The sequence below is a fragment of the Myxococcus xanthus genome (genome assembly GCF_006402735.1).
Taxonomy (GTDB): Bacteria; Myxococcota; Myxococcia; order Myxococcales; family Myxococcaceae; genus Myxococcus; species Myxococcus xanthus_A.
In genome coordinates this window covers 1333648-1353156 of sequence record NZ_CP017174.1, presented here as the reverse complement: position 1 = coordinate 1353156, position 19509 = coordinate 1333648, and the positions used below count along the sequence as shown (strand labels likewise).

General features: G+C 68.2%; 21 protein-coding genes. 13 read left to right on the top strand and 8 right to left on the bottom strand.

What is annotated here, in order from left to right; translation table 11 throughout:
* Positions 1-40: 40 nt before the first annotated feature.
* Both BHS09_RS05780 and wecB read right to left on the bottom strand, forming a co-directional pair.
* Entirely contained in the window at positions 41-1030 is a 990-nt protein-coding gene (locus BHS09_RS05780) for an RluA family pseudouridine synthase (RefSeq protein ID WP_140797396.1), read from the bottom strand.
* A 101-nt stretch (positions 1031-1131) separates the two neighbouring features.
* Complete coding sequence (wecB, locus tag BHS09_RS05775) at positions 1132-2262, bottom strand: non-hydrolyzing UDP-N-acetylglucosamine 2-epimerase (RefSeq protein ID WP_090485004.1); 1131 nt, start codon at positions 2260-2262, stop codon at positions 1132-1134.
* A 107-nt stretch (positions 2263-2369) separates the two neighbouring features.
* Between wecB and kdsB the strand changes: the two genes are divergently transcribed.
* Together kdsB and BHS09_RS05765 are read left to right on the top strand one after the other, a co-directional pair.
* On the top strand, positions 2370-3110 hold the full coding sequence (gene kdsB, locus BHS09_RS05770) for a 3-deoxy-manno-octulosonate cytidylyltransferase (protein ID WP_140797395.1): 741 nt from the start codon (positions 2370-2372) through the stop codon (positions 3108-3110).
* A 2-nt stretch (positions 3111-3112) separates the two neighbouring features.
* Positions 3113-4042 carry a hypothetical protein gene (locus tag BHS09_RS05765; protein ID WP_140797394.1) on the top strand — a complete coding sequence of 310 codons (930 nt, stop codon included), beginning with the start codon at positions 3113-3115 and terminating at the stop codon, positions 4040-4042.
* Here the strand turns inward: BHS09_RS05765 and BHS09_RS05760 are convergent.
* Positions 4035-4883 (bottom strand): aldo/keto reductase, encoded by an 849-nt coding sequence (locus tag BHS09_RS05760; protein WP_140787978.1) that lies wholly within the window; start codon positions 4881-4883, stop codon positions 4035-4037. The two genes, BHS09_RS05765 and BHS09_RS05760, sit on opposite strands and share 8 nt — an antisense overlap.
* A 109-nt stretch (positions 4884-4992) precedes the next feature.
* Between BHS09_RS05760 and BHS09_RS05755 the strand changes: the two genes are divergently transcribed.
* From BHS09_RS05755 to BHS09_RS05730, 6 genes are all read left to right on the top strand, one after another.
* Positions 4993-6759 (top strand): ABC transporter ATP-binding protein, encoded by a 1767-nt coding sequence (locus tag BHS09_RS05755; RefSeq protein ID WP_140787976.1) that lies wholly within the window; start codon positions 4993-4995, stop codon positions 6757-6759.
* Between the two features lie 306 nt (positions 6760-7065).
* On the top strand, positions 7066-7299 hold the full coding sequence (locus tag BHS09_RS05750) for a hypothetical protein (RefSeq protein WP_140787974.1): 234 nt from the start codon (positions 7066-7068) through the stop codon (positions 7297-7299).
* An 84-nt stretch (positions 7300-7383) separates the two neighbouring features.
* The gene (locus BHS09_RS05745) at positions 7384-9024 is read left to right on the top strand and encodes a CTP synthase (protein WP_140787972.1); all 1641 of its coding nucleotides are present in this window, start codon (positions 7384-7386) and stop codon (positions 9022-9024) included.
* Positions 9021-9857 carry a 3-deoxy-8-phosphooctulonate synthase gene (gene kdsA / locus BHS09_RS05740; RefSeq protein ID WP_140787970.1) on the top strand — a complete coding sequence of 279 codons (837 nt, stop codon included), beginning with the start codon at positions 9021-9023 and terminating at the stop codon, positions 9855-9857. The genes BHS09_RS05745 and kdsA overlap by 4 nt, the downstream gene beginning before the upstream one ends.
* Positions 9858-9888: 31 nt before the next feature.
* The gene (locus BHS09_RS05735; protein ID WP_140787968.1) at positions 9889-10464 is read left to right on the top strand and encodes a KdsC family phosphatase; all 576 of its coding nucleotides are present in this window, start codon (positions 9889-9891) and stop codon (positions 10462-10464) included.
* 40 nt (positions 10465-10504) lie between these two features.
* Positions 10505-11125: a response regulator gene (locus BHS09_RS05730; protein ID WP_020478919.1), complete on the top strand. Its 621-nt coding sequence runs from the start codon at positions 10505-10507 to the stop codon at positions 11123-11125.
* 96 nt (positions 11126-11221) lie between these two features.
* On the opposite strand, the gene BHS09_RS05725 is transcribed toward BHS09_RS05730, so the two are convergent.
* Both BHS09_RS05725 and BHS09_RS05720 read right to left on the bottom strand, forming a co-directional pair.
* Complete coding sequence (locus BHS09_RS05725; RefSeq protein ID WP_140797393.1) at positions 11222-11665, bottom strand: Hsp20/alpha crystallin family protein; 444 nt, start codon at positions 11663-11665, stop codon at positions 11222-11224.
* Between the two features lie 210 nt (positions 11666-11875).
* The gene (locus BHS09_RS05720; protein WP_140787963.1) at positions 11876-12070 is read right to left on the bottom strand and encodes a CPXCG motif-containing cysteine-rich protein; all 195 of its coding nucleotides are present in this window, start codon (positions 12068-12070) and stop codon (positions 11876-11878) included.
* 60 nt (positions 12071-12130) lie between these two features.
* Here BHS09_RS05720 and BHS09_RS05715 point away from each other — a divergent pair, with 60 nt between their 5' ends.
* Positions 12131-12979: a GspE/PulE/PilB domain-containing protein gene (locus BHS09_RS05715; protein WP_140797392.1), complete on the top strand. Its 849-nt coding sequence runs from the start codon at positions 12131-12133 to the stop codon at positions 12977-12979.
* A 21-nt stretch (positions 12980-13000) separates the two neighbouring features.
* On the opposite strand, the gene serB is transcribed toward BHS09_RS05715, so the two are convergent.
* From serB to BHS09_RS05700, 3 genes are all read right to left on the bottom strand, one after another.
* Positions 13001-14188: a phosphoserine phosphatase SerB gene (gene serB / locus BHS09_RS05710; protein ID WP_140787959.1), complete on the bottom strand. Its 1188-nt coding sequence runs from the start codon at positions 14186-14188 to the stop codon at positions 13001-13003.
* 73 nt (positions 14189-14261) lie between these two features.
* Positions 14262-15818: a serine/threonine-protein kinase gene (locus BHS09_RS05705; protein WP_140797391.1), complete on the bottom strand. Its 1557-nt coding sequence runs from the start codon at positions 15816-15818 to the stop codon at positions 14262-14264.
* A 65-nt stretch (positions 15819-15883) separates the two neighbouring features.
* Positions 15884-16633, bottom strand: a complete 750-nt coding sequence (locus BHS09_RS05700) for a TIGR02266 family protein (protein ID WP_090485026.1) — start codon at positions 16631-16633, stop codon at positions 15884-15886.
* A gap of 105 nt (positions 16634-16738) precedes the next feature.
* On the opposite strand from BHS09_RS05700, the gene BHS09_RS05695 reads away from it, so the two are divergent.
* From BHS09_RS05695 to nuoK, 4 genes are all read left to right on the top strand, one after another.
* Entirely contained in the window at positions 16739-17227 is a 489-nt protein-coding gene (locus BHS09_RS05695) for an NADH-quinone oxidoreductase subunit NuoE family protein (protein WP_140787956.1), read from the top strand.
* A gap of 41 nt (positions 17228-17268) precedes the next feature.
* Positions 17269-18609, top strand: a complete 1341-nt coding sequence (gene nuoF / locus BHS09_RS05690) for an NADH-quinone oxidoreductase subunit NuoF (protein ID WP_140787955.1) — start codon at positions 17269-17271, stop codon at positions 18607-18609.
* Complete coding sequence (locus BHS09_RS05685) at positions 18606-19112, top strand: NADH-quinone oxidoreductase subunit J family protein (RefSeq protein WP_011551204.1); 507 nt, start codon at positions 18606-18608, stop codon at positions 19110-19112. The genes nuoF and BHS09_RS05685 overlap by 4 nt, the downstream gene beginning before the upstream one ends.
* A gap of 73 nt (positions 19113-19185) precedes the next feature.
* Positions 19186-19488: an NADH-quinone oxidoreductase subunit NuoK gene (gene nuoK / locus BHS09_RS05680; RefSeq protein ID WP_090485030.1), complete on the top strand. Its 303-nt coding sequence runs from the start codon at positions 19186-19188 to the stop codon at positions 19486-19488.
* Positions 19489-19509: the final 21 nt, after the last annotated feature.

The window sequence follows — 19509 nt, the reverse complement described above, 5'->3', positions numbered from 1 at the left end:
CCCCCTGCCCGCTTCATTCCGGGCTGGGGGCCTTCGCGTTTCAGGCCGGCAAAGCCACGGGCCGGCCTTCAATGAAGGCGGTGAGGTCCGCTGGCAGGGGCGCCTCGAACACCACCTCCTGGCCAGAGCCTGGGTGCGGGAAGGCGATGCGCGCGGCGTGCAGCGCTTGACGGGGCAGGCGCAGCCGCGGCCACGCCTCGGGCTCCAGACAGTGCTTGCTGAAGCGGTCGAAGTAGCCCGGGTCCGGCCCGTACATCTTGTCGCCCACGAGCGGGAAGCCCGCGTGGTGCAGGTGGATGCGAATCTGGTGCTGGCGCCCCGTCTCCGGGAAGCAGCGCAGCAGCGCGAAGGGCGCGCCGTCCCGCGTGAAGCGCTGGAGCACCTGGAAGCGCGTGCGGCTCTCCTTGCCCTCCACCGGGTCGATGCGCACGGCGATGCGGATGAGCTCGGTGCCCTCCGCGATGGGCGCATCCACGGTGAACGTGTCCTCGGGCGGGTGCCCTTCACAGAGCGCCAGGTACTCCTTGTGCACGTCACGCGAGACGAACAGCCGACCCAACACCCGGCATGACTCCGTGGTGCGCCCGCAGACGACCAGGCCGCTGGTCTCCCTGTCCAACCGGTGCGCGGGCTCGGCGAAGCGCTCACCGAAGCGCTCTCGCAGGAGCGTGACGAGGGTGCCCTTGTGGTAGCGCGCCGTGGGGTGGATGGGCAGACCCGCGGGCTTGTCCAGCACCAGCAGCCAGTCGTCCTGGAACACCACGGGCAATTCCGTGGGCGTGTCCGGCTCCTCGCTGGCGCGGCGGCGGATGCGGAAGGCCAGTCCTGGATACACCGGCGTGGACGGCTTCAGGCGCCGCTCCTCGCAGATGACGCCCCTCAGGATGACGCCCTGGAGCCGCTCCCGCGTCATCCGGCGGAGCTTCTCACCCAGATACTCATCCAGCCGCCACCCCGCGTAGTTCGGCTCGACGACGTAGCGGATGTCGACGTAGCCCTCGGGGGCTTCTTCCTGCGGTGCGCTGTGCATGGGCCTGCCAGCGCTCTACCACGGCGGGCCCTCCTGCACAGGCGGGGGCGGACGAGCGGGCGGGCCCACGCAGCGCCAGGGCCCCTACCCGCCCATTGCCATCAGGCCGAGGCCGCCTGAATCGGCCGGTCCTCGACGCCCAGGAAGCTCGCGAACAGGTCCGCGATGCGCTCGGCGGCGCGGCCATCCCAGAACTCGGGCACGCGGCCCTGCTTGCCTTCACCATCCAGCACGCGGTCGGCGGCCAGACGGATGCGGACCGGGTCGGTGCCCACCACCTCGTTGGAGCCCTCCTCCACGGTGATGGGGCGCTCGGTCTGCTCGCGCAGGGTGAGGCACGGGATGCCCATGGCCGTCGTCTCCTCCTGGAGGCCGCCGGAGTCGGTGAGCACCAGGCGCGCCTTCGACGTGAGCGCCAGGAAGTCCAGGTAGCCCATGGGCTCCACGGGCCGCAGGTTCGGCGTGCGCTCGAACCACGTGTTCAGGCCATGCTCCGAAATCACCTTCCGCGTGCGCGGGTGCACCGGGAAGATGACCGGAAGGCGCGTGGCGACGTGGGCCACCGCGGACAGGAGGCCGCCCAGAATCTTGGGGTCGTCCACGTTGGAGGGCCGGTGCAGCGTGCACACCGCGTAGCCGTGGGGGATGAGCCCCAGGTCCTTGAGCAGCGGCAGCTTGTCGGCCTTCTCGCGCGAGGCGAAGAGCGAGTCGATCATCACGTTGCCCACGAAGTGGATGCGGGCCGGGTCGGTGCCTTCCTTGAGCAGGTTGGCGTCCGCGTCACGTGACGGCGTCAGCAGCAGGTCCGACAGGCGGTCGGTGACGAGGCGGTTGATCTCCTCCGGTTGGTGTGGCGAGTAGCTGCGCAGCCCCGCTTCGACGTGTGCCAGGGGGATGCCCAGCTTCGACGTCACCAGCGCCGCCGCGATGGTGCTGTTCACGTCGCCCACCACGGAGACCAGCGCTGGAGGGTGGGCTAGGAAAACCTTTTCCAGCTCCACCATCATGCGTGCCGTCTGCTGCGCATGGCTGCCCGACCCGATGCCCAGATGGACGTCCGGGGCGGGCAGGCCGAGGTCGGCGAAGAACACGTCGCTCATCTTGGCGTCGTAGTGTTGCCCCGTGTGGACAAGAATTTGCTCCAGGGGAGTACGCTCGGCGATGGCGCGATAGATGGGCGCGACCTTCATGAAGTTCGGACGCGCCCCAACGATATGAATGACCTTCTTCATGTTGCGACCAAAGCTAGGCACTGGAGCCGCGCTGGCCAGTGTCCGATGATGCGAATGTCCAATCCCGGGGGCCGGCATTCGTCGCGAACCTGATAAACGGAGGGGTCATGCAATCTTGCCGGACCGTTGCAGTCATTCCCGCCCGACATGCCAGCACCCGCTTCCCGGGCAAGCCGCTGGCGATCATCGCCGGCCGAACAATGATTGAGCACGTCTGGCGCCGCTGTCAGGAGGCCCAGGCCTTCGACGAGGTGTGGGTTGCCACCGATGACGACCGCATTCGCGCCGCTGTGGAGGGCTTTGGCGGCAAGGCGGTGATGACCAGCCCCGCCTGTGCCACGGGGACGGATCGGGTCGCCGAGGTGGCGCTCGGCCGTCCAGACATCGACATCTGGGTGAACGTCCAGGGAGACGAGCCCCTGGTGGACCCCGCCGCGCTCCAGCGGCTGGCGGGCCTCTTCCAGGACCCGTCCGTGCGGATGGGCACCCTGGTCCGCCCGCTCGAAGCGGACGAAGCCGCCAGCCCGCACGTGGTGAAGGCGGTGCTCGCGCTCAACGGCGACGCGCTCTACTTCAGCCGCAGCCTGGTACCCCACGCCCGCGAGCCGAACACGCCCGTCCAGCGCTGGGGCCACATCGGCCTCTACGGCTACCGGCGCGAGGTGCTGCTGTCGCTGGCGAAGCTGGCGCCCACGCCGCTGGAGGACGCGGAGAAGCTGGAGCAGCTCCGCGCGCTGGAGCACGGCATCCCCATCCGCTGCGCGAAGGTCACCTCGCACACGGTGGCCGTCGACCTCCCCGGTGACGTGGCGAAGGTGGAGGCCCTCATGCGCGCGCGGGGCGGCTGACCATGGGCTTCCTCAAGAACGTGTTCGGCGGAGGCGCGGCGAAGGCGGACGCGGAGTCCCCCACCCCACCCACCACCGGGCAGCCCTCCACCCCAGAAGCAGTCCCCCAGCCCCCCACGGCCACGGCGCCCCCCACTGTCGCCAGGGAGCCAGCGCCCCCAGAGCCGCCCCGGCCCGAAGCCGCCCCGAAACCACCCGCACCCCCGAAACCGCAGCGCGCGCAAGAGACCCGCAAGCAGCAGCAGGAGGACGAGGACATGGAGGGCGTTCAGCGGCTGGTGTCGCGCAAGGTGGAGCGGGTGCTGGAGCAGTTGGGAACGCTCGCCACACGGGCGCGCTCGGGCGAAGAGGTGCCCACCATCACCGTCACGCTCCACCTGGCGCACGGTCATTCGATGACGGGCGAGGTGGTGGACTACGTTCCCCGCGAATCGGTGCTGATGGCCCTGGGCAAGGAAGGACTGCGCCGCTCGGAGTCGGTGGCCTACGTGGACCTGTCCACGGTGGTGGCGGTGGCGGTGGGCAACGCGGAGAAGCTGCTGGAGCTGACGCAGCTCGTGCGGCCCAACCCCACGCGGCAGGACGTGGTGACGCTGCTGGAGAAGCTGCCCCACGCCCTCACCGAGCAGTTCTGGCCGGGCGAGGCGTCCCTGGGCGGCAAGCCCCTGCGCTTCGAGGTGGACTGGGTGGGCCTGGACGACGAGCCGGGCCGCCGCGCGCTGGAGTCCGCCGTGAATGTCACCAGCCATGCCTTGCGCGCCCTGGCCCAGGAGCAGGGCCGCGAGGTCCTGCGCCGCATCACCACCGTGCGCTTCCTCAAGGGCCGCGACACCCGCGCCGCCGTGGAGGGCGAAACGGGCACGGTGACGGTGGGCCCGGGTGAGCCCACCGTGTCCGCCTTCCGCAAGGCCTTTGCCGCCGGCATCAGATGACGGGCAGCGACGCCGGCTCGGGCCCCAGCGGGAAGGCCGCGTCGAGGTGGGCCAGCTCGTCGGCGGTCAACGTCAGCGCCGCGGCGGCGGCGTTGTCGCGCGCATGGGCTTCCCGGCTCGCCTTGGGAATGGCGAACAGCGACGGCTCGCGCACCAGGAACCGGAGCGCCACCTGGTACGGCGTGACGCCGTGCGCGCGTGCAATGGCGCCCAGCACCTTCCCACCCCGGCTGTCAGGCCGGGGGAAACGACCGTTGCCGAAGGGGCTGTAGCCCACCACCGCCACGCCGTGGGCTTCGCACCAGGGAAGGACGGCGTGTTCGATGGCGCGCTCCTCCAGGTGGTAGAGCACCTGGTTGCAGGCGATGCGCCCGGGCCCCGCGAGCGAGAGCGCCTCCTCCAGGTCCTCCACCCCGAAGTTGCTCACGCCCCAGGCGCGAATCTTTCCATCCGCCACCAGCTTCTCGAAGGCGCGCACCGTCTCCTCCAGCGGGTGCGAACCCGGCCAGTGCAGCAGGTAGCAGTCCAGGTGGTCCGTGCGCAGCCGCTTCAGGCTCCGCTCACAGGCGGCGAGCGTGCCCGCGTAGGAAGCGTTGGACGGCATCACCTTCGACACCAGGAAGACGTCGCCGCGCCGGCCCGCGATGGCCTCGGAGACGATGGACTCCTCCACCTTGCCGTGGCCGTACAGTTCAGCGGTGTCCACGTGCGTCATTCCCAGGTCCAACCCGGCGCGAAGGGCGCGAATGGCGCCTGCCCGGTCGTCTTCCTCCATCTGCCAGGTCCCCTGGCCCAGGACGGGCACGGACACCCGTGTGCTTCCAAATGGACGCTGCTCCATGGCACTCCCCCTGACTCGGCGTATGACTTGTTTCGAGAGGATTAATACCGCTTCAACGCACACGCAGGCGTCCGGTGCGCAGGTTGGAAGCTCGCGTTAGTCTCCGCCGGTGTCTTCCCCCGCGAACGATTCGAAAAGCAGTGCCTCCCCTGGCGTCACCATACGGCGCCTGCTGAAGCTGGCGCGCCCTGAACTGCTGCCACTGGCCGCGGGCACCGTCTTCCTCCTCATCAGCAGCGGAGCCACGCTGGCCTATCCCCGCGCCATTGGCGACCTGGTGGACCAGGCCCTCAACGCGCGCGACCGGTACGTGGTGGACCGGCTCGCGCTGCTGATGCTCGCCGTGTTCACGGTGCAGGGCATCGCCATGGCGCTGCGCATCTACCTCTTCACCAACGCCGGCGAACGCGTGGTGTCGCGGCTGCGCAAGGACCTCTTCCGCGCCCTGCTGTCCCAGGAGGTGGGTTTCTTCGACTCGCGCCGCACGGGCGAACTCACCAGCCGGCTCTCCTCGGACACCACCGTCCTGCAGACCACCGTCACGGCCAACGTGTCCATGATGCTGCGCTACGTCGTCACGGCCCTGGGCGGTGTGGGCTTGCTGCTCTACACGTCCGTCCAGCTCACGCTGGTGATGCTGGCCGTCATCCCGCCCGTGGCCATTGGCGGCGTGTTCTACGGGCGCCGGGTCCGGGTGATTTCCCGTCAGGCCCAGGACGCGCTCGCCGCCAGCGGCGAAGTGGCTGAAGAAGACTTGTCCGGCATCCGCACCGTGCGCTCCTTCGCCGCGGAGCGGCACGAGGTGGAGCGCTACAGCGTCGCCGTGGAGCGCTCCTTCATGCTGGCGAAGAAGCGCGCGCTCCAGACCTCCGTCTTCATGGGCGTGGCCTCCATCGCGGGATATGGCTCCATCGCCGCGGTGCTCTGGTACGGCGGCCGGCTGGTGGTGGACGGCGGCCTCTCCGTGGGCGAGCTCACCTCGTTCCTCATCTACACCATGCTGGTGGCCTTCTCGTTCAGCGGCATCGCGGAGCTGTGGGCGGACTTCATGCGCGCCAGCGGCGCCGCCGAGCGCGTCTTCGAGCTGCTGGACCGCAAGCCCGCCATCGGCGCTGGCGGCGAGCAGCTGACCGACCTGCGAGGGCACGTGCAGTTCCGCGGCGTGCACTTCGCCTACCCCAGCCGTCCCGACGTGCCGGTGCTCCAGGGCCTGGACCTGGAGCTGCGGCCGGGCGAGGTGGTGGCGGTGGTGGGCCCCTCCGGCGCGGGCAAGTCCACGCTGGCCTCCCTGCTGTCGCGCTTCTACGACCCGCAGAACGGCGAGGTGCTGCTGGACGGCCATCCGCTCACCGCCCTGGAGCCGGAGTGGCTGCGCCGCAACATCGGCATGGTGGCGCAGGAGCCCCAGCTCTTCTCCTGCTCCATCGCGGACAACATCCGCTACGGCCGGCCCGGCGCCACCGACGCCCAGGTGGAGGAAGCCGCCCGCGCCGCCAACGCCCACGCGTACATCGAGCGCTTTCCGGAAGGTTACGGCACCCAGGTGGGCGAGCGAGGCGTACAGCTGTCCGGTGGCCAGAAGCAGCGTGTCGCCATTGCCCGGGCGGTGCTGAAGGACCCTCGCCTGCTCATCCTCGATGAGGCCACCAGCGCCCTGGACGCGGAGAGCGAGCACCTGGTGAAAGATGCGCTGGAGCGCCTGATGAAGGGCCGCACCACGCTCATCATCGCCCACCGCCTGTCCACCGTGGCCAACGCGGACCGGGTGCTGGTGCTCGACGGCGGCGTCGTCATCCAGAGCGGCACCCACGCCTCCCTCATGAGCCAGGAGGGCCTGTACCGGCGACTGGTGGAGCGGCAGTTTGTCGCAGCTTGAACGCCTGGAGCCCACACGGCCGCGCCACGCACCTTGCGACAGTGGCGCGCCTCCTGGCTCCCGATTAAGTCTGGGGCTCCGAAAGGAGGTGATGCCTTGAACGACAGCAACTCCAAGGCGTCCACCTCCGCTTCGCTGGCCTGAAAAGGCGCCGAGGCGGTGGCAGACGCTGGCAGTTCCGGGCCCGTTTCCCGCAAGGGAGACGGGCCTTTTTACGACTGCTCGGGAATGCCAGACCACCCCTCCTGTTCGGAGCGCGCCGGGGGGAGAGGCCGACCCAACACGTTTCATCCGGGAGTTTCCGCCGTGTCCATCACTCCATGCCCCAGCCCGCTGCCCACCGCCCTTCGGGACGAGGAGTCCGTGGACTCGCAGCGCAACCTCTTCTGCCCCAACTACGACGCCTGCCTGCACCTGGTGGTGAAGCGGGGCTGGGAGGGCTGGAGCTGCCGGAACTGCGATTTGCGCAAGTTCCGCGTGGGGCAGCCGAACGCCCAGGAGTTCGCGGTCGCCCGGCCGGGTGGTTGGGACGGCAACTGACGCCGCCCCTCGGCCCCCAGCGGGCGGCCGTCCACCGGAAACAGAATAATTGACGCATCCCTGCCTCAGTAGGCAGAACGGGACATGCGCTCCAAGAAAACCAAGTTCATCTTCGTGACGGGCGGAGTGGTCAGCTCCCTCGGCAAGGGCCTCGCCTCTGCGTCGATTGGCGCCCTGCTGGAGAACCGTGGGCTGGCCGTCACCCTCATCAAGCTGGACCCCTACATCAACGTGGACCCGGGCACGATGAGCCCGTTCCAGCACGGCGAGGTGTTCGTCACCGAGGACGGCGGTGAGACGGACATGGACCTCGGCCACTACGAGCGGTTCACCAACGCGCGGATGAGCCGACTCAACAACTTCACGTCCGGCCGCATCTACCACGCCGTCATCATGAAGGAGCGGCGGGGCGAGTACCTGGGCAAGACGGTCCAGGTGATTCCGCACATCACCGACGAAATCAAGTCCAGCATCCGCCAGGCGGCGCAGGACGCGGATGTCGTCATCGTCGAGGTGGGTGGCACCGTGGGCGACATCGAGTCGCTGCCCTTCCTCGAGGCCATCCGGCAGATGCGCTACGACGTGGGCAGTGAGAACGTCGTCTACGTCCACCTCACGCTCTTGCCGTACATCGGCGCGGCCGGCGAGGTGAAGACCAAGCCCACGCAGCACTCGGTGATGAAGCTGCGGGAGATTGGCATCCAGCCCGACTTCCTCGTGTGCCGCACCGACCGCGAGGTGTCCCGCGAGCTGAAGGACAAGATTGCAATGTTCTGCAACGTGGACACGCGCAGCGTCTTCACGTCGCCGGACGTGCGCAGCATCTACGAGCTGCCGCTGGAGCTGCACCGCCAGGGTCTGGACGAGCGGCTCGCGGAGGTCCTCAACATCTGGAGCCGGGCGCCGCACCTGGAGCGCTGGGAGAACATCATCCGCAAGGTGTACGAGCCCGCGCGCGGCCAGGTCCGCATCGCGATTGTCGGCAAGTACGTCAACCTCACGGAGAGCTACAAGAGCCTCAACGAGGCGCTGCTGCACGGCGGCATCGCCAACGACGTGAAGGTGAACCTGCACTTCGTCGACAGCCAGGACGTCGAGGAGCAGGGCGCGGAGAAGCTGCTGGCCGGCGTGGACGCCATCCTGGTGCCCGGCGGCTTCGGCGTGCGCGGCACCGAGGGCAAGATTGCCGCCGTCCGCTACGCGCGTGAGAAGAAGGTGCCTTTCTTCGGCATCTGCCTGGGCCTGCAGATGGCCGTGGTGGAGTTCAGCCGCGGCGTGCTGGGCCTGTCCGCCGCCAACAGCCTGGAGTTCAACGAGCACACACCGCACCCGGTGGTGACGCTCATGGAGAGCCAGGTGAAGGTGCAGGACAAGGGCGGCACCATGCGCCTGGGCAGCTATGCCTGTGCGCTGAAGCCCGGCTCGCTCGCCCACCAGCTCTACGGGCAGGACACCATCCAGGAGCGCCACCGCCACCGCTACGAAGTGAACAACGCGTACCGTAGCAAGCTGCAGGAGGCGGGGCTGGTCATCTCCGGCACCAACCCCGAGCTCAACCTGGTGGAGATGATTGAGCTGGCCGACCACCCCTACTTCATCGGCTGCCAGTTCCACCCTGAATTCAAGAGCAAGCCCTTCGCACCCCACCCCCTCTTCTCCGGCTTCATCCGCGCGGCGCTCGCCCAGCGAGACGCGAACGCGGCGGCCGGGCAGGTGACCGCATGAGCACCCCCAACCCCATCGAGCTGTGTGGCTTCAAGGTCGGCCAGGGACAGAAGCTGTTCGTCATCGCCGGCCCCGACAGCATCGAGTCCGAGGACATGGCCCTGCGCCATGCCTGGATGCTGAAGGAAATCACCGGCCGGCTCGGCGTGCCGTACGCCTTCAAGTGCTCCTACGACAAGGCCAACCGCACCAGCGGCAAGTCCTTCAGAGGCCCGGGTCTCAAGGAAGGCCTGAGAATCCTGAAGAGAATCCGGGATGAAGTGGGCGTTCCCGTACTCACGGACGTCCATGAGACGAGTCACGTCGGGCCAGCCTCGGAAGTTGTGGATATCATCCAGATACCGGCCTTCCTCTGCCGGCAGACGGACCTGGTGGAAGCCGTGGCGCGTACGGGCAAGGGCGTGAACCTGAAGAAGGGGCAGTTCGTGGCGCCCAAGGACATCGTCCACTCGGCGCGCAAGGCCTTCGAAGCGGGCAACCCCAACGTGCTCGTCACCGAGCGCGGCTCGACCTTCGGCTACAACAACCTGGTGGTGGACATGCGCGGCTTCGCGCAGATGCGCGACGCCGGCCTCGCCGTGTGCTTCGACGCCACCCACTCCGTCCAGCTCCCCAGCGCCGGAAACGGTGAGACGGCGGGCGAACGGCGCTTCGTCTCATTGCTGGCCCGCTCCGCCGCGGCCGCCGGGATTGACGCGTTGTTCACGGAAGTCCACGAAGATCCGGATCGTGCCCTGTGTGACGGTCCCTGTTCGCTGAATCCACAGATGTTTGAAGACGTGGTACGAAACGTGCTGAGCATCCGCCGGGTGTTGGGACACGAGCCGGGTTGATGCGTCAGCAAACAAGGGAGTCGAGCAAGCCATGTTGACGGACGCCCCTTCCAGACCGGGAACGGAAGAGCTGACGTCCCGCGCTGCGCGCGTGCGGCTGCTCGTCTTCGACGTAGACGGGGTGCTCACCGACGGCGGCCTCTACTACGGCCAGGACGGCGAGCTGATGAAGCGCTTCGACGTCAAGGATGGCCATGCGCTCGTCATGGCCCGGCTGTCCGGGTTGCCCGCCGCCATCCTCACCGCCCGCACCTCCGGCATCGTGGAGAAGCGCGGGCGGGAGCTGGGCCTCGCGGCCGTGTTCCAAGGCCGCCGTGACAAGTCGGCCGCGCTCAAAGAGCTGGTCACCCAGCTGGACGTGCCCCTGGACGCCTGCGCCTACATGGGTGACGACCACAACGACCTGGGTCCACTTTCAATGGTGGCTCTTTCCGCTTGTCCTGCGGATGCGGTCCCCGAAGTGCGCCGCGAGGCACACTTCGTTACCCAGAGTCCTGGCGGCCGAGGGGCCGCTCGTGAACTCGTGGAGCTGTGTCTCAGGGCCAGTGGCCGCTGGGACGACGCAGTGGGTCTGATGAGAGGGACTGATAGGCGCGGTACTCAGTGAGGTTGAAGAAAACCCGTGTTCAAGGTAGGTGAATAGTTCCATGGGCAGCGGAATCATGCAGCAAGAGGGGAGTACGGCGATGACGGACCAGCTCTACACGACGCACGACATCAGTCGTTTGCTTCAGGTGGATCCGTCCACGGTGAGCAAGTGGATTGACCGTGGCATCCTGATGGCGTTCAGGACGCCGGGTGGCCACCGCCGCGTGCGGTCGGCGGACCTGCGCACGTTCCTCATCACCCACCAGATGCCGGTTCCCGAGGAGCTCGGCAGCGGCACGGTGCGCCTGCTCGCGGTGGATGACGAGCGTCCGGTGCTGGACGCCATCAAGCGCGCGTTCAAGCCGTTCGCGGCCCAGGTGGAGCTGCAGACGACGACGAGCGGCGTGGAAGCACTGCTGCTCGTGTCCGAGCAGAAGCCGCACGGCATGATCATCGACCTCAACATGCCGGACATCGACGGCCTGGAAGTCTGCCGCCGCATCCGCGCGCGCAAGCAGATGGAGGGCGTGCGGCTCATCACCATGACGTCCGCGCATACGCCCGAGGTCGTGGAGCAGTCCAAGCAGGCCGGCGCGCTGGCGTGCATGGCCAAGCCGCTGGACGTGCAGCAGGTGCTGGAGCTGTTCCGCGTTCCGCTGGCGCTCAGCGCCAAGCGGTAGGACAGGCAGGGCTTCCGCCTTGCTCGCGGAAGCCCTGGGCAGGGATTTCAGTGGGAGGCAGGTGACCTCCCTGGCCCGCGGTGTGCGCCCGCGGCTTCAGCCCTGGACCTTGACTTCGATGACGCGGGGCTTGGACTCCTCGCGCCGAGGCAGCGTCAGCGTCAGCACGCCTTGCTCGTAGCGAGCCTCCACCCGGCTTGCGTCCACCGTGTCAGGCAGCGCGAAGGAGCGGGCGAGTGTCCCGAAGGCGCGTTCCTGGCGGCGCACGTTGACGCCCTCCGCGCGCGGCTCGGCCTTGCGCTCGGCCTGCACGGTGAGGATGTCCTTCTCCACCGTCACCTGGATGGCCTTCGCGTCCAGCCCGGGCATGTCCAGCTGGAGGGTGAGGCCGCTCTCGGATTCGGTGATGTCCGCGGCCAGCGTCCGCTCACGCGGAGCCTGACGCCACACGGGCTGCGTCAGCTCGCGGAAGAGCGCATCGACGTCACGCATCAGCGGGTTCACCACGACGGCGGAGTTGAACGGATTGCGAGTCTGCATGGTCGTCTCCTGTTCGTGACGTCCTCGCGGACGCACGGCATGAATGAGCCTGGGTTGTTCTGGTTCGCGGTCGCCGCGGTGCCCCCCACCGGGGCTCCAGCGCCGCCTCACAAAACTCAAGAGAACCATGCTTCGGAACGTGTCAAGCAACGCCCCGGCGCCTTCGCCGGCGCTGCGTTTCACGCCCGCCTGCCTGCCCTCCAGGCCGCCTCAGTCGTCGTCGCGGCCCAGGTGCACGGCGAAGCTCTCCTCGTCGCGGGACACCTGCACCGTCCAGGGACGGCAGCACACCGGGCAGTCCTCGATGTACGTCTCCGAGGCCACACCAATGGGGTCCACTGCGACCTCCACTTCCTCACCGCAGTAGGGGCAAAGCTCGGCGGCGGCTTCCGCGAAGGGCTGCATGGCTGGGCCTCCTCATCGCGGACTCAGCGTCCGCGCATCTAGACGGTAGAATGCCGAGCCATGGCCTCTCCTTCCCGGAATCGCATTGGCGACATCCTCGTCAAGGCACGCGTCATCGACGACTTGCAGCTGCGCAGCGCACTGGCCACCCATGACCAGTGGGGCGGACGTCTGTCGCGCATCATCGCGGACCTGGGTCTGGCCACCGATGACGTCATCACCGAGGCCATCTGCCAGGGCCTGGGAATGCAGCGCATCCAGTTGGGCAACGTCACGCGCGACGCGGGCGCGCTTTCGCGCGTGGACGTGAGCCTCGCCGAGCAGAAGGCCGTCTTCCCGGTGTCGCTCAAGGACAACGGCAAGACGCTGGTGCTGGCCATGGCGGACCCCACGGACCTCAGCACGCTGGACCAGGTGGCGGCGAAGAGCCGCGCCCGCGTGGTCGTCATGGTGGCGGGCGAGCGTGAAATCGAGCACGCCATCCTCCGCCACTACCGCGGCCAGGAGCCCGTCGTCAGCACGCGCTTCGGCGGCAACAAGCGCCCGAGCAGCTCGGACGCGCCGGAGGACGAGGACGAGTTCAAGGTCGTCGACATGAGCGGCAACACGGTGGTGAAGCGCATCGCCGACATCACCCCGCCCGCTCCCGCCGCGGCGCCTCCGCCCGCGCCTCGCGCACCGGAGCGCGCCCCCGCGCCAGGCGCTGGCTCGAGCGCAGCGGACATCCTCGACGAGATTCTGGCGGGTGGCACGCCCGTCAACGAGTGGACGGACGAGGACCTCAAGCGGCTGCAGACGGTGCAGCAGAACCAGGAGAAGAGCTCCAAGATTCTGCGCGCGCTGCTCGAGCTGCTGCTGGAGAAGAACCAGCTCCAGCAGCGCGAACTGGCGGCGCGGATGCGGCTGTAGGGCGCGCCCTCCGCCGACGCCTCAGCCCACTTCCAGCAGTTCGCGGCCGGTGAGCCCCAGCAGGTAGAGGATGCTGTCCAGGCCGCCCGCGGAGATGGACGTGTCGGCCGCGGCGCGCAGCCTGGGCTTCGCCCGGAAGGCGATGCCCAGTCCGGCGCGCTCCAGCATCAGCAAGTCGTTGGCGCCGTCTCCCACGGCGACCACCTGGTCCAGCAGGATGCCCTCCGCCTGCGCCAGCGACTCCAACAGCTCCGCCTTGCGCTGCGCGTTGACGATGCGGCCCACGGTGCGGCCGGTGAGCTTCCCGTCCTGAATCTCCAACTCGTTGGAGTACGCGAAGTCGATGCCCAGCCGCGCCTTCAGCGCCTCGGCCGCCACGGAGAAGCCGCCGCTGATGACTGCGGTGCGGTAGCCCAGCCGCTTGAGCACGCGCACCAGCGTCTCCGCGCCCTCCGTCAGCGGCAGGTTCGCCGCGAGCTGATGGACCACGGACGCGTCCAGGCCCTGAAGCAACGCCACGCGCTGACGCAGCGACTCGTCGTAGTCCATCTCGCCGTGCATGGCGCGCTCGGTGATGCGCGACACCTGCTCACCCACGCCATGCGCGCGCGCCAGCTCGTCGATGACCTCGATGCGGATGAGCGTGGAGTCCATGTCCATGACGACCATCCGCTTGCCGCGCCGGAACAGGCTCTCGCGCTGCAGCGCCACGTCGAACCCGCCCGACTGCATGGACAGCTCCAGCAGCGCATGCTTGAGCGCGTCGGGAGGCTGGCCCGGCGGCAGGCTGATGTGGATGTCTACCGAGCCCAGGTGCGGCTCGCTGAGGCGCGTGATTCGCTCCACGTTGGCGCCGTGCCCCGCGAGCACCTGCGTCAGCGCATGGAGCTCCCTCGCACCCAGCGCGCGGCCCACGGCGGTGACGACGTGGCGCGCGGACGCGGCGGGCGCGGCAGGTGCCTCCACCGCTTGGAAGTCCAGCGTCACACCCAGCGTCTTCGCGGCGGACAGCAGCGTCTCCAGGGTGCCGCTCGCCGGGGACAGACGCACCAGCAGGCAGAGCGTGAGGCGCCCCTGCACCACCACCTGCTCCACGTCGAGCAGCTCGGCGCCAGCTTCCGCCAGCAGGCCGGTGAGGCGCGAGACGATTCCGGGATGGTCCTTCCCGGTGACGGTGATGAGCACGCTTTCGGACGGGGGCGAAGTCATGGCGCCACGGAGTGTGGCAGCCCCCAACGTGCGCGGCGAGCCCCGAGTGCGCCGGGGCCCGGCCGCTCGTCCGTCACTCCTTCGGCGTGTCCGAGGAGATGACGAGGTCGCCCTTGGCGAGGAACTCCTTGTCCGGGAACGCCTTGTAGAAGTCCTCCAGCATGGCGTCCACGTCCGGGTAGCGCTGCTCGCGCTTGTCCTGGGTGGCCTTGTCGAAGAGCTGGTCCAGACCGCTGGGGGCCTCCGGGTTGACCTCGGAGGGCAGCGGCGAGCGGCGGCCCGGAATCTGCCCGGTGAGCATCTCGTAGAGCAGGATGCCCAGTGCGTAGACGTCCGCGGAGGCGCCCGGCTCCTTGCCGCCCCGGTTCATCAACTCCGGCGCCATATAGGCCATGCCGCCCGTGCCGACGAAGACCTGGGGCATGCCCTTGGTGGCGTCCACCTCCACCACGCGGCCCAGGCCGAAGTCGGCCAGCTTCGCGTTGCCGTACGTGTCGAAGAGCACGTTCTCCGGCTTGATGTTGTGGTGCGTGAGGCCCGCGGCGTGCGCGGCCCGCAGGCCGTAGGCCATCTGCAGGAAGGCGCGCAGCGCGAAGGGCACCGGCACGCCGTTGCCGCCACCTGCGTCCAGCCGCTCACGCAGGCTGCCCTGCATCAGCTCCAGCACGAAGTACGGCCGGGCGGCGTCCACGTTCTGGTCCACCACCTGGACCACGCCCGGGTGGCGCACCTGCGCCTGGGCGCACAGCTCCTTCTTCAGGCGCTTGAGCACCTCGCCCCGCTGCAGGAAGGAGAAGTAGCCGAAGATGTCCTTCAGCTCCTTGAGGCAGATGTCCAGGCCCAGCGCGGTGACGCGCCCCTTGAAGACGGTGCCCAGCGGCCCGGTGCCGATGGGGTCGAACTTCTGGTAGCGCAGGTCCAGCTCGGCGCCCTTCGGAGCGGGAGCGGCGGGCGCTGCTGCGGCGGCGGTGGAAGTGGGGGGAGGAGACATGGGGGCGGCGACAGGCGCGGGAGGGGTGGGGGATGGCGCGTGGGTGTTCGACGCGGTGAAGGGCCCCTGGACGATGACGGTGGCCTCGCGGCGGGGCTCGGCGGCCGTCGGCGGCGGCATGGGGATGGCCGCGGACGGCGTGCCCAAATCCAACGCGGGCATGGCCGAGCGCGAGCTGCGCACCGGCGGCATGGGCGGCGGCGGCGCGGGCGGGCCGGAGGGCAGGGGCGTCGCGCCGTCGACCTCGGCCTCGTCCAGCAGCAGCTCCGGCGGGGGCGGAGGGACCATCAGCGGCTCGTCCCCACCGGCGCCCTCCAGGGGCGCGTCCGCGGCGGCGGCCAGCTGCTCGGCGAAGAACTCACCGACCTCCAGGGAGAAGCGCTCGTTCAGCTCCCCACCCGCCACCTGCTCACCCTGCTCGGTGAGCTTGAGCTGGGCCTCGCGGTCCATGGCGATATAGTGGAACTTGCGCAGGAAGAAGAAGTAGTTGTCGAACTCGAGCGACACGGACGGCTCGAGTGCGGCCTTCACGTCTGCCAGCTTGTTCGAGCGTCCAAGACGGCCGTTCTCCCTCAGGTTCCGGAGGATGAACAGCGCCTCGCCACTGACGGTGTCGCGATTGAGGGCGGGCTTCTGCATGGGGATGGGACTCTATGCCGTCCCCACGCCGTGGCTCAACGGATGACTGGCGGTAAAACGCGCCCCTACTTGATGCGCAAGAGCTGCTTCACTGTCTCCAGGACTTCCACGAAACGCACCGGCTTGCGCAGGTAGATGTCCACGCCCAGCTGCATGGCGCGGTCCTGCGCCTCCTTGCCGCCGGCGGAGATGGCGATGATGGGGATGGTGCGCAGCGCTTCTTCCTCCCGCATGCGCTCCACCAGGGCGAAGCCGTCCATCACCGGCATGTAGAGGTCCGTCATCACCAGGTTGAAGCGGTCCTCGCGCAGCATCAGCAGCGCGTGGTGCCCATCCGGCGCGAAGTGGACCTCCAGGGGGACCTTTCCGTGCAGCTCGCCGCTGGCCAGCTTCTTCAGCACGTAGCTGTACATCTCGATGATGTGCGGGTTGTCCTCGACGATGAGCACACGATACCCCTCGTGCTCTGCGTGGGACGCGTGGCTGTCTGCTCCTGCCGCACTCAAGATGTCACCCAGTTTCCGCCGGTCCTGCTCGCGCTCCACGCGAACGCCGACGCCCGCGGGCTGATCGGGGCCCGCTGGCCGCATCCAGGCCACGGTTCCGCTGACTTCTACCGGATCCAGAAGGCCCGGGAAAGAAAGTGCGAGCCGGACCTCGTCCCCCATGACGAAGGCCTGGTCCGTCTGGACGAACAGGCCCTCGTGGGACAGGTTCTCCGTCACGTCGCGGGCCTGGCGCCCGTCCGTGTAGTCCACTCTCAGCACAGCCGGGACGCGGGGGTGCTGGCGCTTGTCCTCTGGACCCGGGTTCATAACAAGGGCTTGAAATCGCTCGGTAATTTGCTGATGGCAACCCAGTGTAGCTTCGAGGGTTTATGTTGACAACGTAGCCATTGGGGCAATACGTACCGGCCCGCCATGGCGGAGCCCCTGTTCACCTCTGAAGAGCAGAAGAAGTTCGACGCGGGAATCGCGGAGATCATCTCCCACTACCCTCTGGATCGGAAAAGCGCGGGCATGCTCCCAGCGCTGCGCCTGCTCCAGGAAATCAAGGGATGGCTGCCCCCGGAAGGGTTGCGGCTGGTGGCGAAGCATCTGGAGGTCACTCCCGAGCGGGCCATGGAAGTGGCCAGCTTCTACGTGATGTACCACCTCAAGAAGCCGGGCAAGTACGTCATCGACGTCTGCACGAACCTGTCCTGCTCACTGTGGGGCGCGGAGAAGATGCTCGCCTACCTGGAGGAGAAACTGGGCCTCAAGGCAGGTGAAGCCAACGAGAAGTTCACCTTGCGAGAGACCGAGTGCTTGGCCTCGTGCGGTACTGCGCCCTGCCTGCAGATCAACGAGGATCACCACGAGAGCCTGACCCAGGCGAAGCTGGATGCCATCCTCGCCAAGTTGAGCTGAACCTCCCCCACCCTGTTTCTTAGGCTTAGGACGTCATCGACATGGCCTCTACGGCAAAGACGATCGAACCGATCATCTCGGCGGCCTGGGGTAAGCCTCAGTCCTGGACCCTGGACAGCTACCGCAAGCGGGGGGGCTACGAGGCGCTGAAGAAGGCGCTCCAGATGGAGCCCGCCGCCATCATCGACGAGGTGAAGAAGTCGAACCTCCGCGGTCGCGGCGGCGCCGGCTTCCCCACGGGCCTCAAGTGGAGCTTCGTCCCCAAGGACAGCCCCAAGCCCAAGTACCTGGCGGTCAACGGCGACGAGTCCGAGCCGGGCACCTTCAAGGACCGCTACATCCTGGAAGACGACCCGCACATGATGCTGGAGGGCATCGCCATCGCGTCCTACGCGCTGGGCGTGCACACCTGCTACGTGTACCTGCGCGGCGAGTTCAAGTTCCCGGCGGAGCGCACGCAGGCGGCCATCGACGAGGCCTACAAGGCGGGCATCTTCGGCAAGAAGGTCCTGGGCAAGGACTACGAGCTGAACTGCTACCTGGTCCGCGGCGCGGGCGCGTACATCTGCGGCGAGGAGACGGCGCTGCTGGAGAGCCTGGAAGGCAAGAAGGGCTGGCCCCGCCTGAAGCCTCCCTTCCCCGCGGTGGTGGGCCTCTTCGGTTGCCCCACGGTGGTGAACAACGTGGAGACGCTGGCCAGCGTGCCCGCCATCTTCCAGCAGGGCGCGGACGCCTACGCGAAGCTGGGCACCGACAAGTCGGGCGGCACGCGGCTCGTCTGCCTCTCCGGCACGGTGAACCGGCCGGGCGTCTACGAGGTGTCGATGTTCACGACCCTCGCCGAGCTCATCTACGACGACAAGTACGGCCGGGGCATGCCCGCCGGCCGCAAGGTTAAGGCCGTGATTCCGGGCGGTTCCTCGGCGCCGGTGCTGGGCGCGGACGAACTGGACGTGGCCATGGAGTTCGAGGCCCTCAAGGTGAAGCAGACCATGGCGGGCTCCGGCGGCGTCATCGTCATGGACGACGCCACCTGCATGGTGCGCAGCCTGTGGCGCGTGGCCCGCTTCTACGCGGAAGAGTCGTGCGGCCAGTGCACGCCGTGCCGTGAAGGCACGCCCTGGCAGACGCGCCTCTTGCGCAAGATCGAAGAGGGCCGCGGCGAGCCGGGCGACATCGACATGCTGTCCAACGTCGCGTCGTCGATCGCCCCCTACCCGCCCATCGGCCTGGGCAACACCATCTGCGCGCTCGGCGACGCGGCGGCGCTGCCCACGCACTCGTTCCTCATGCGGTTCCGGGACGAGTTCGAGGCCCACATCCGTGAGCACCGCTGCCCGTTCGGCGACAAGCCCTGGGGTTCGTTCGGAGACTGGTCTTGAACATCGAGCTCATCCTCTTCGGGGCGTTCGCGCTCCTGACGCTGCTGTCGGCTGGAACGGTCATCTTCGCGCGCAGCCCCATCAATTCGGCCATGGCGCTGGTGTCCACGTTCTTCTTCATGGCCGGCATCTACGTGCTGCTGTGGGCGCACACGGTGGCCGTCATGCAGGTGCTCGTGTACGCGGGCGCCATCATGGTGCTCTTCCTGTTCGTCATCATGCTGCTCAACCTGGGAGAGTCGCCCACGCGCGGCAAGCCCACGGTGGCCCGCGTCGCGGGCGGCGCTGCGACGGTGGGCCTGTTCGCGGTCCTGGCCATCATCCTCCTGAAGCTGCCCGCCGAGCCGGCCACGCTGAGCACGGGAGCCCAGGCCTCCTTCGGCACCATCGCCACCATGGGTCAGGTCATCTTCACCCAGTGGCTGTTCCCCTTCGAAGCTGTGAGCTTGCTGCTGCTGGTGGCCATGGTGGGCGCAGTCGTCGTGGCCAAGTCGCGGATCTGATCGCCCATCCCGGACAATTTTTCTGTGCTAGATGGCGGCGCAGGCAGCCGCTCGCGAGGCCCCGAATCGGCCCATGGTTCCCATCACCTACTATCTCCTGCTTGCCGCCGCCCTGTTCTGCATGGGCATGTTCGGCGTGCTCGTTCGCCGCAACGCGCTGGTCGTCTTCATGAGCGTGGAGCTGATGCTCAACGCGGCCAACCTCACGTTCGTGGCCTTCGCGCGCATGCGCGGTGACGACCTCGGCCACGTGTCCGCCTTCTTCGTCATCGCGGTGGCGGCGGCGGAAGCCGCCATCGGTCTGGCCATCGTCATCGCCGTCTTCCGGAGCCGGGGCAGCATCCTGCTGGAAGACCTCCGGACGATGAAGCACTGATGCCCCCCCAGGAGCCACTGT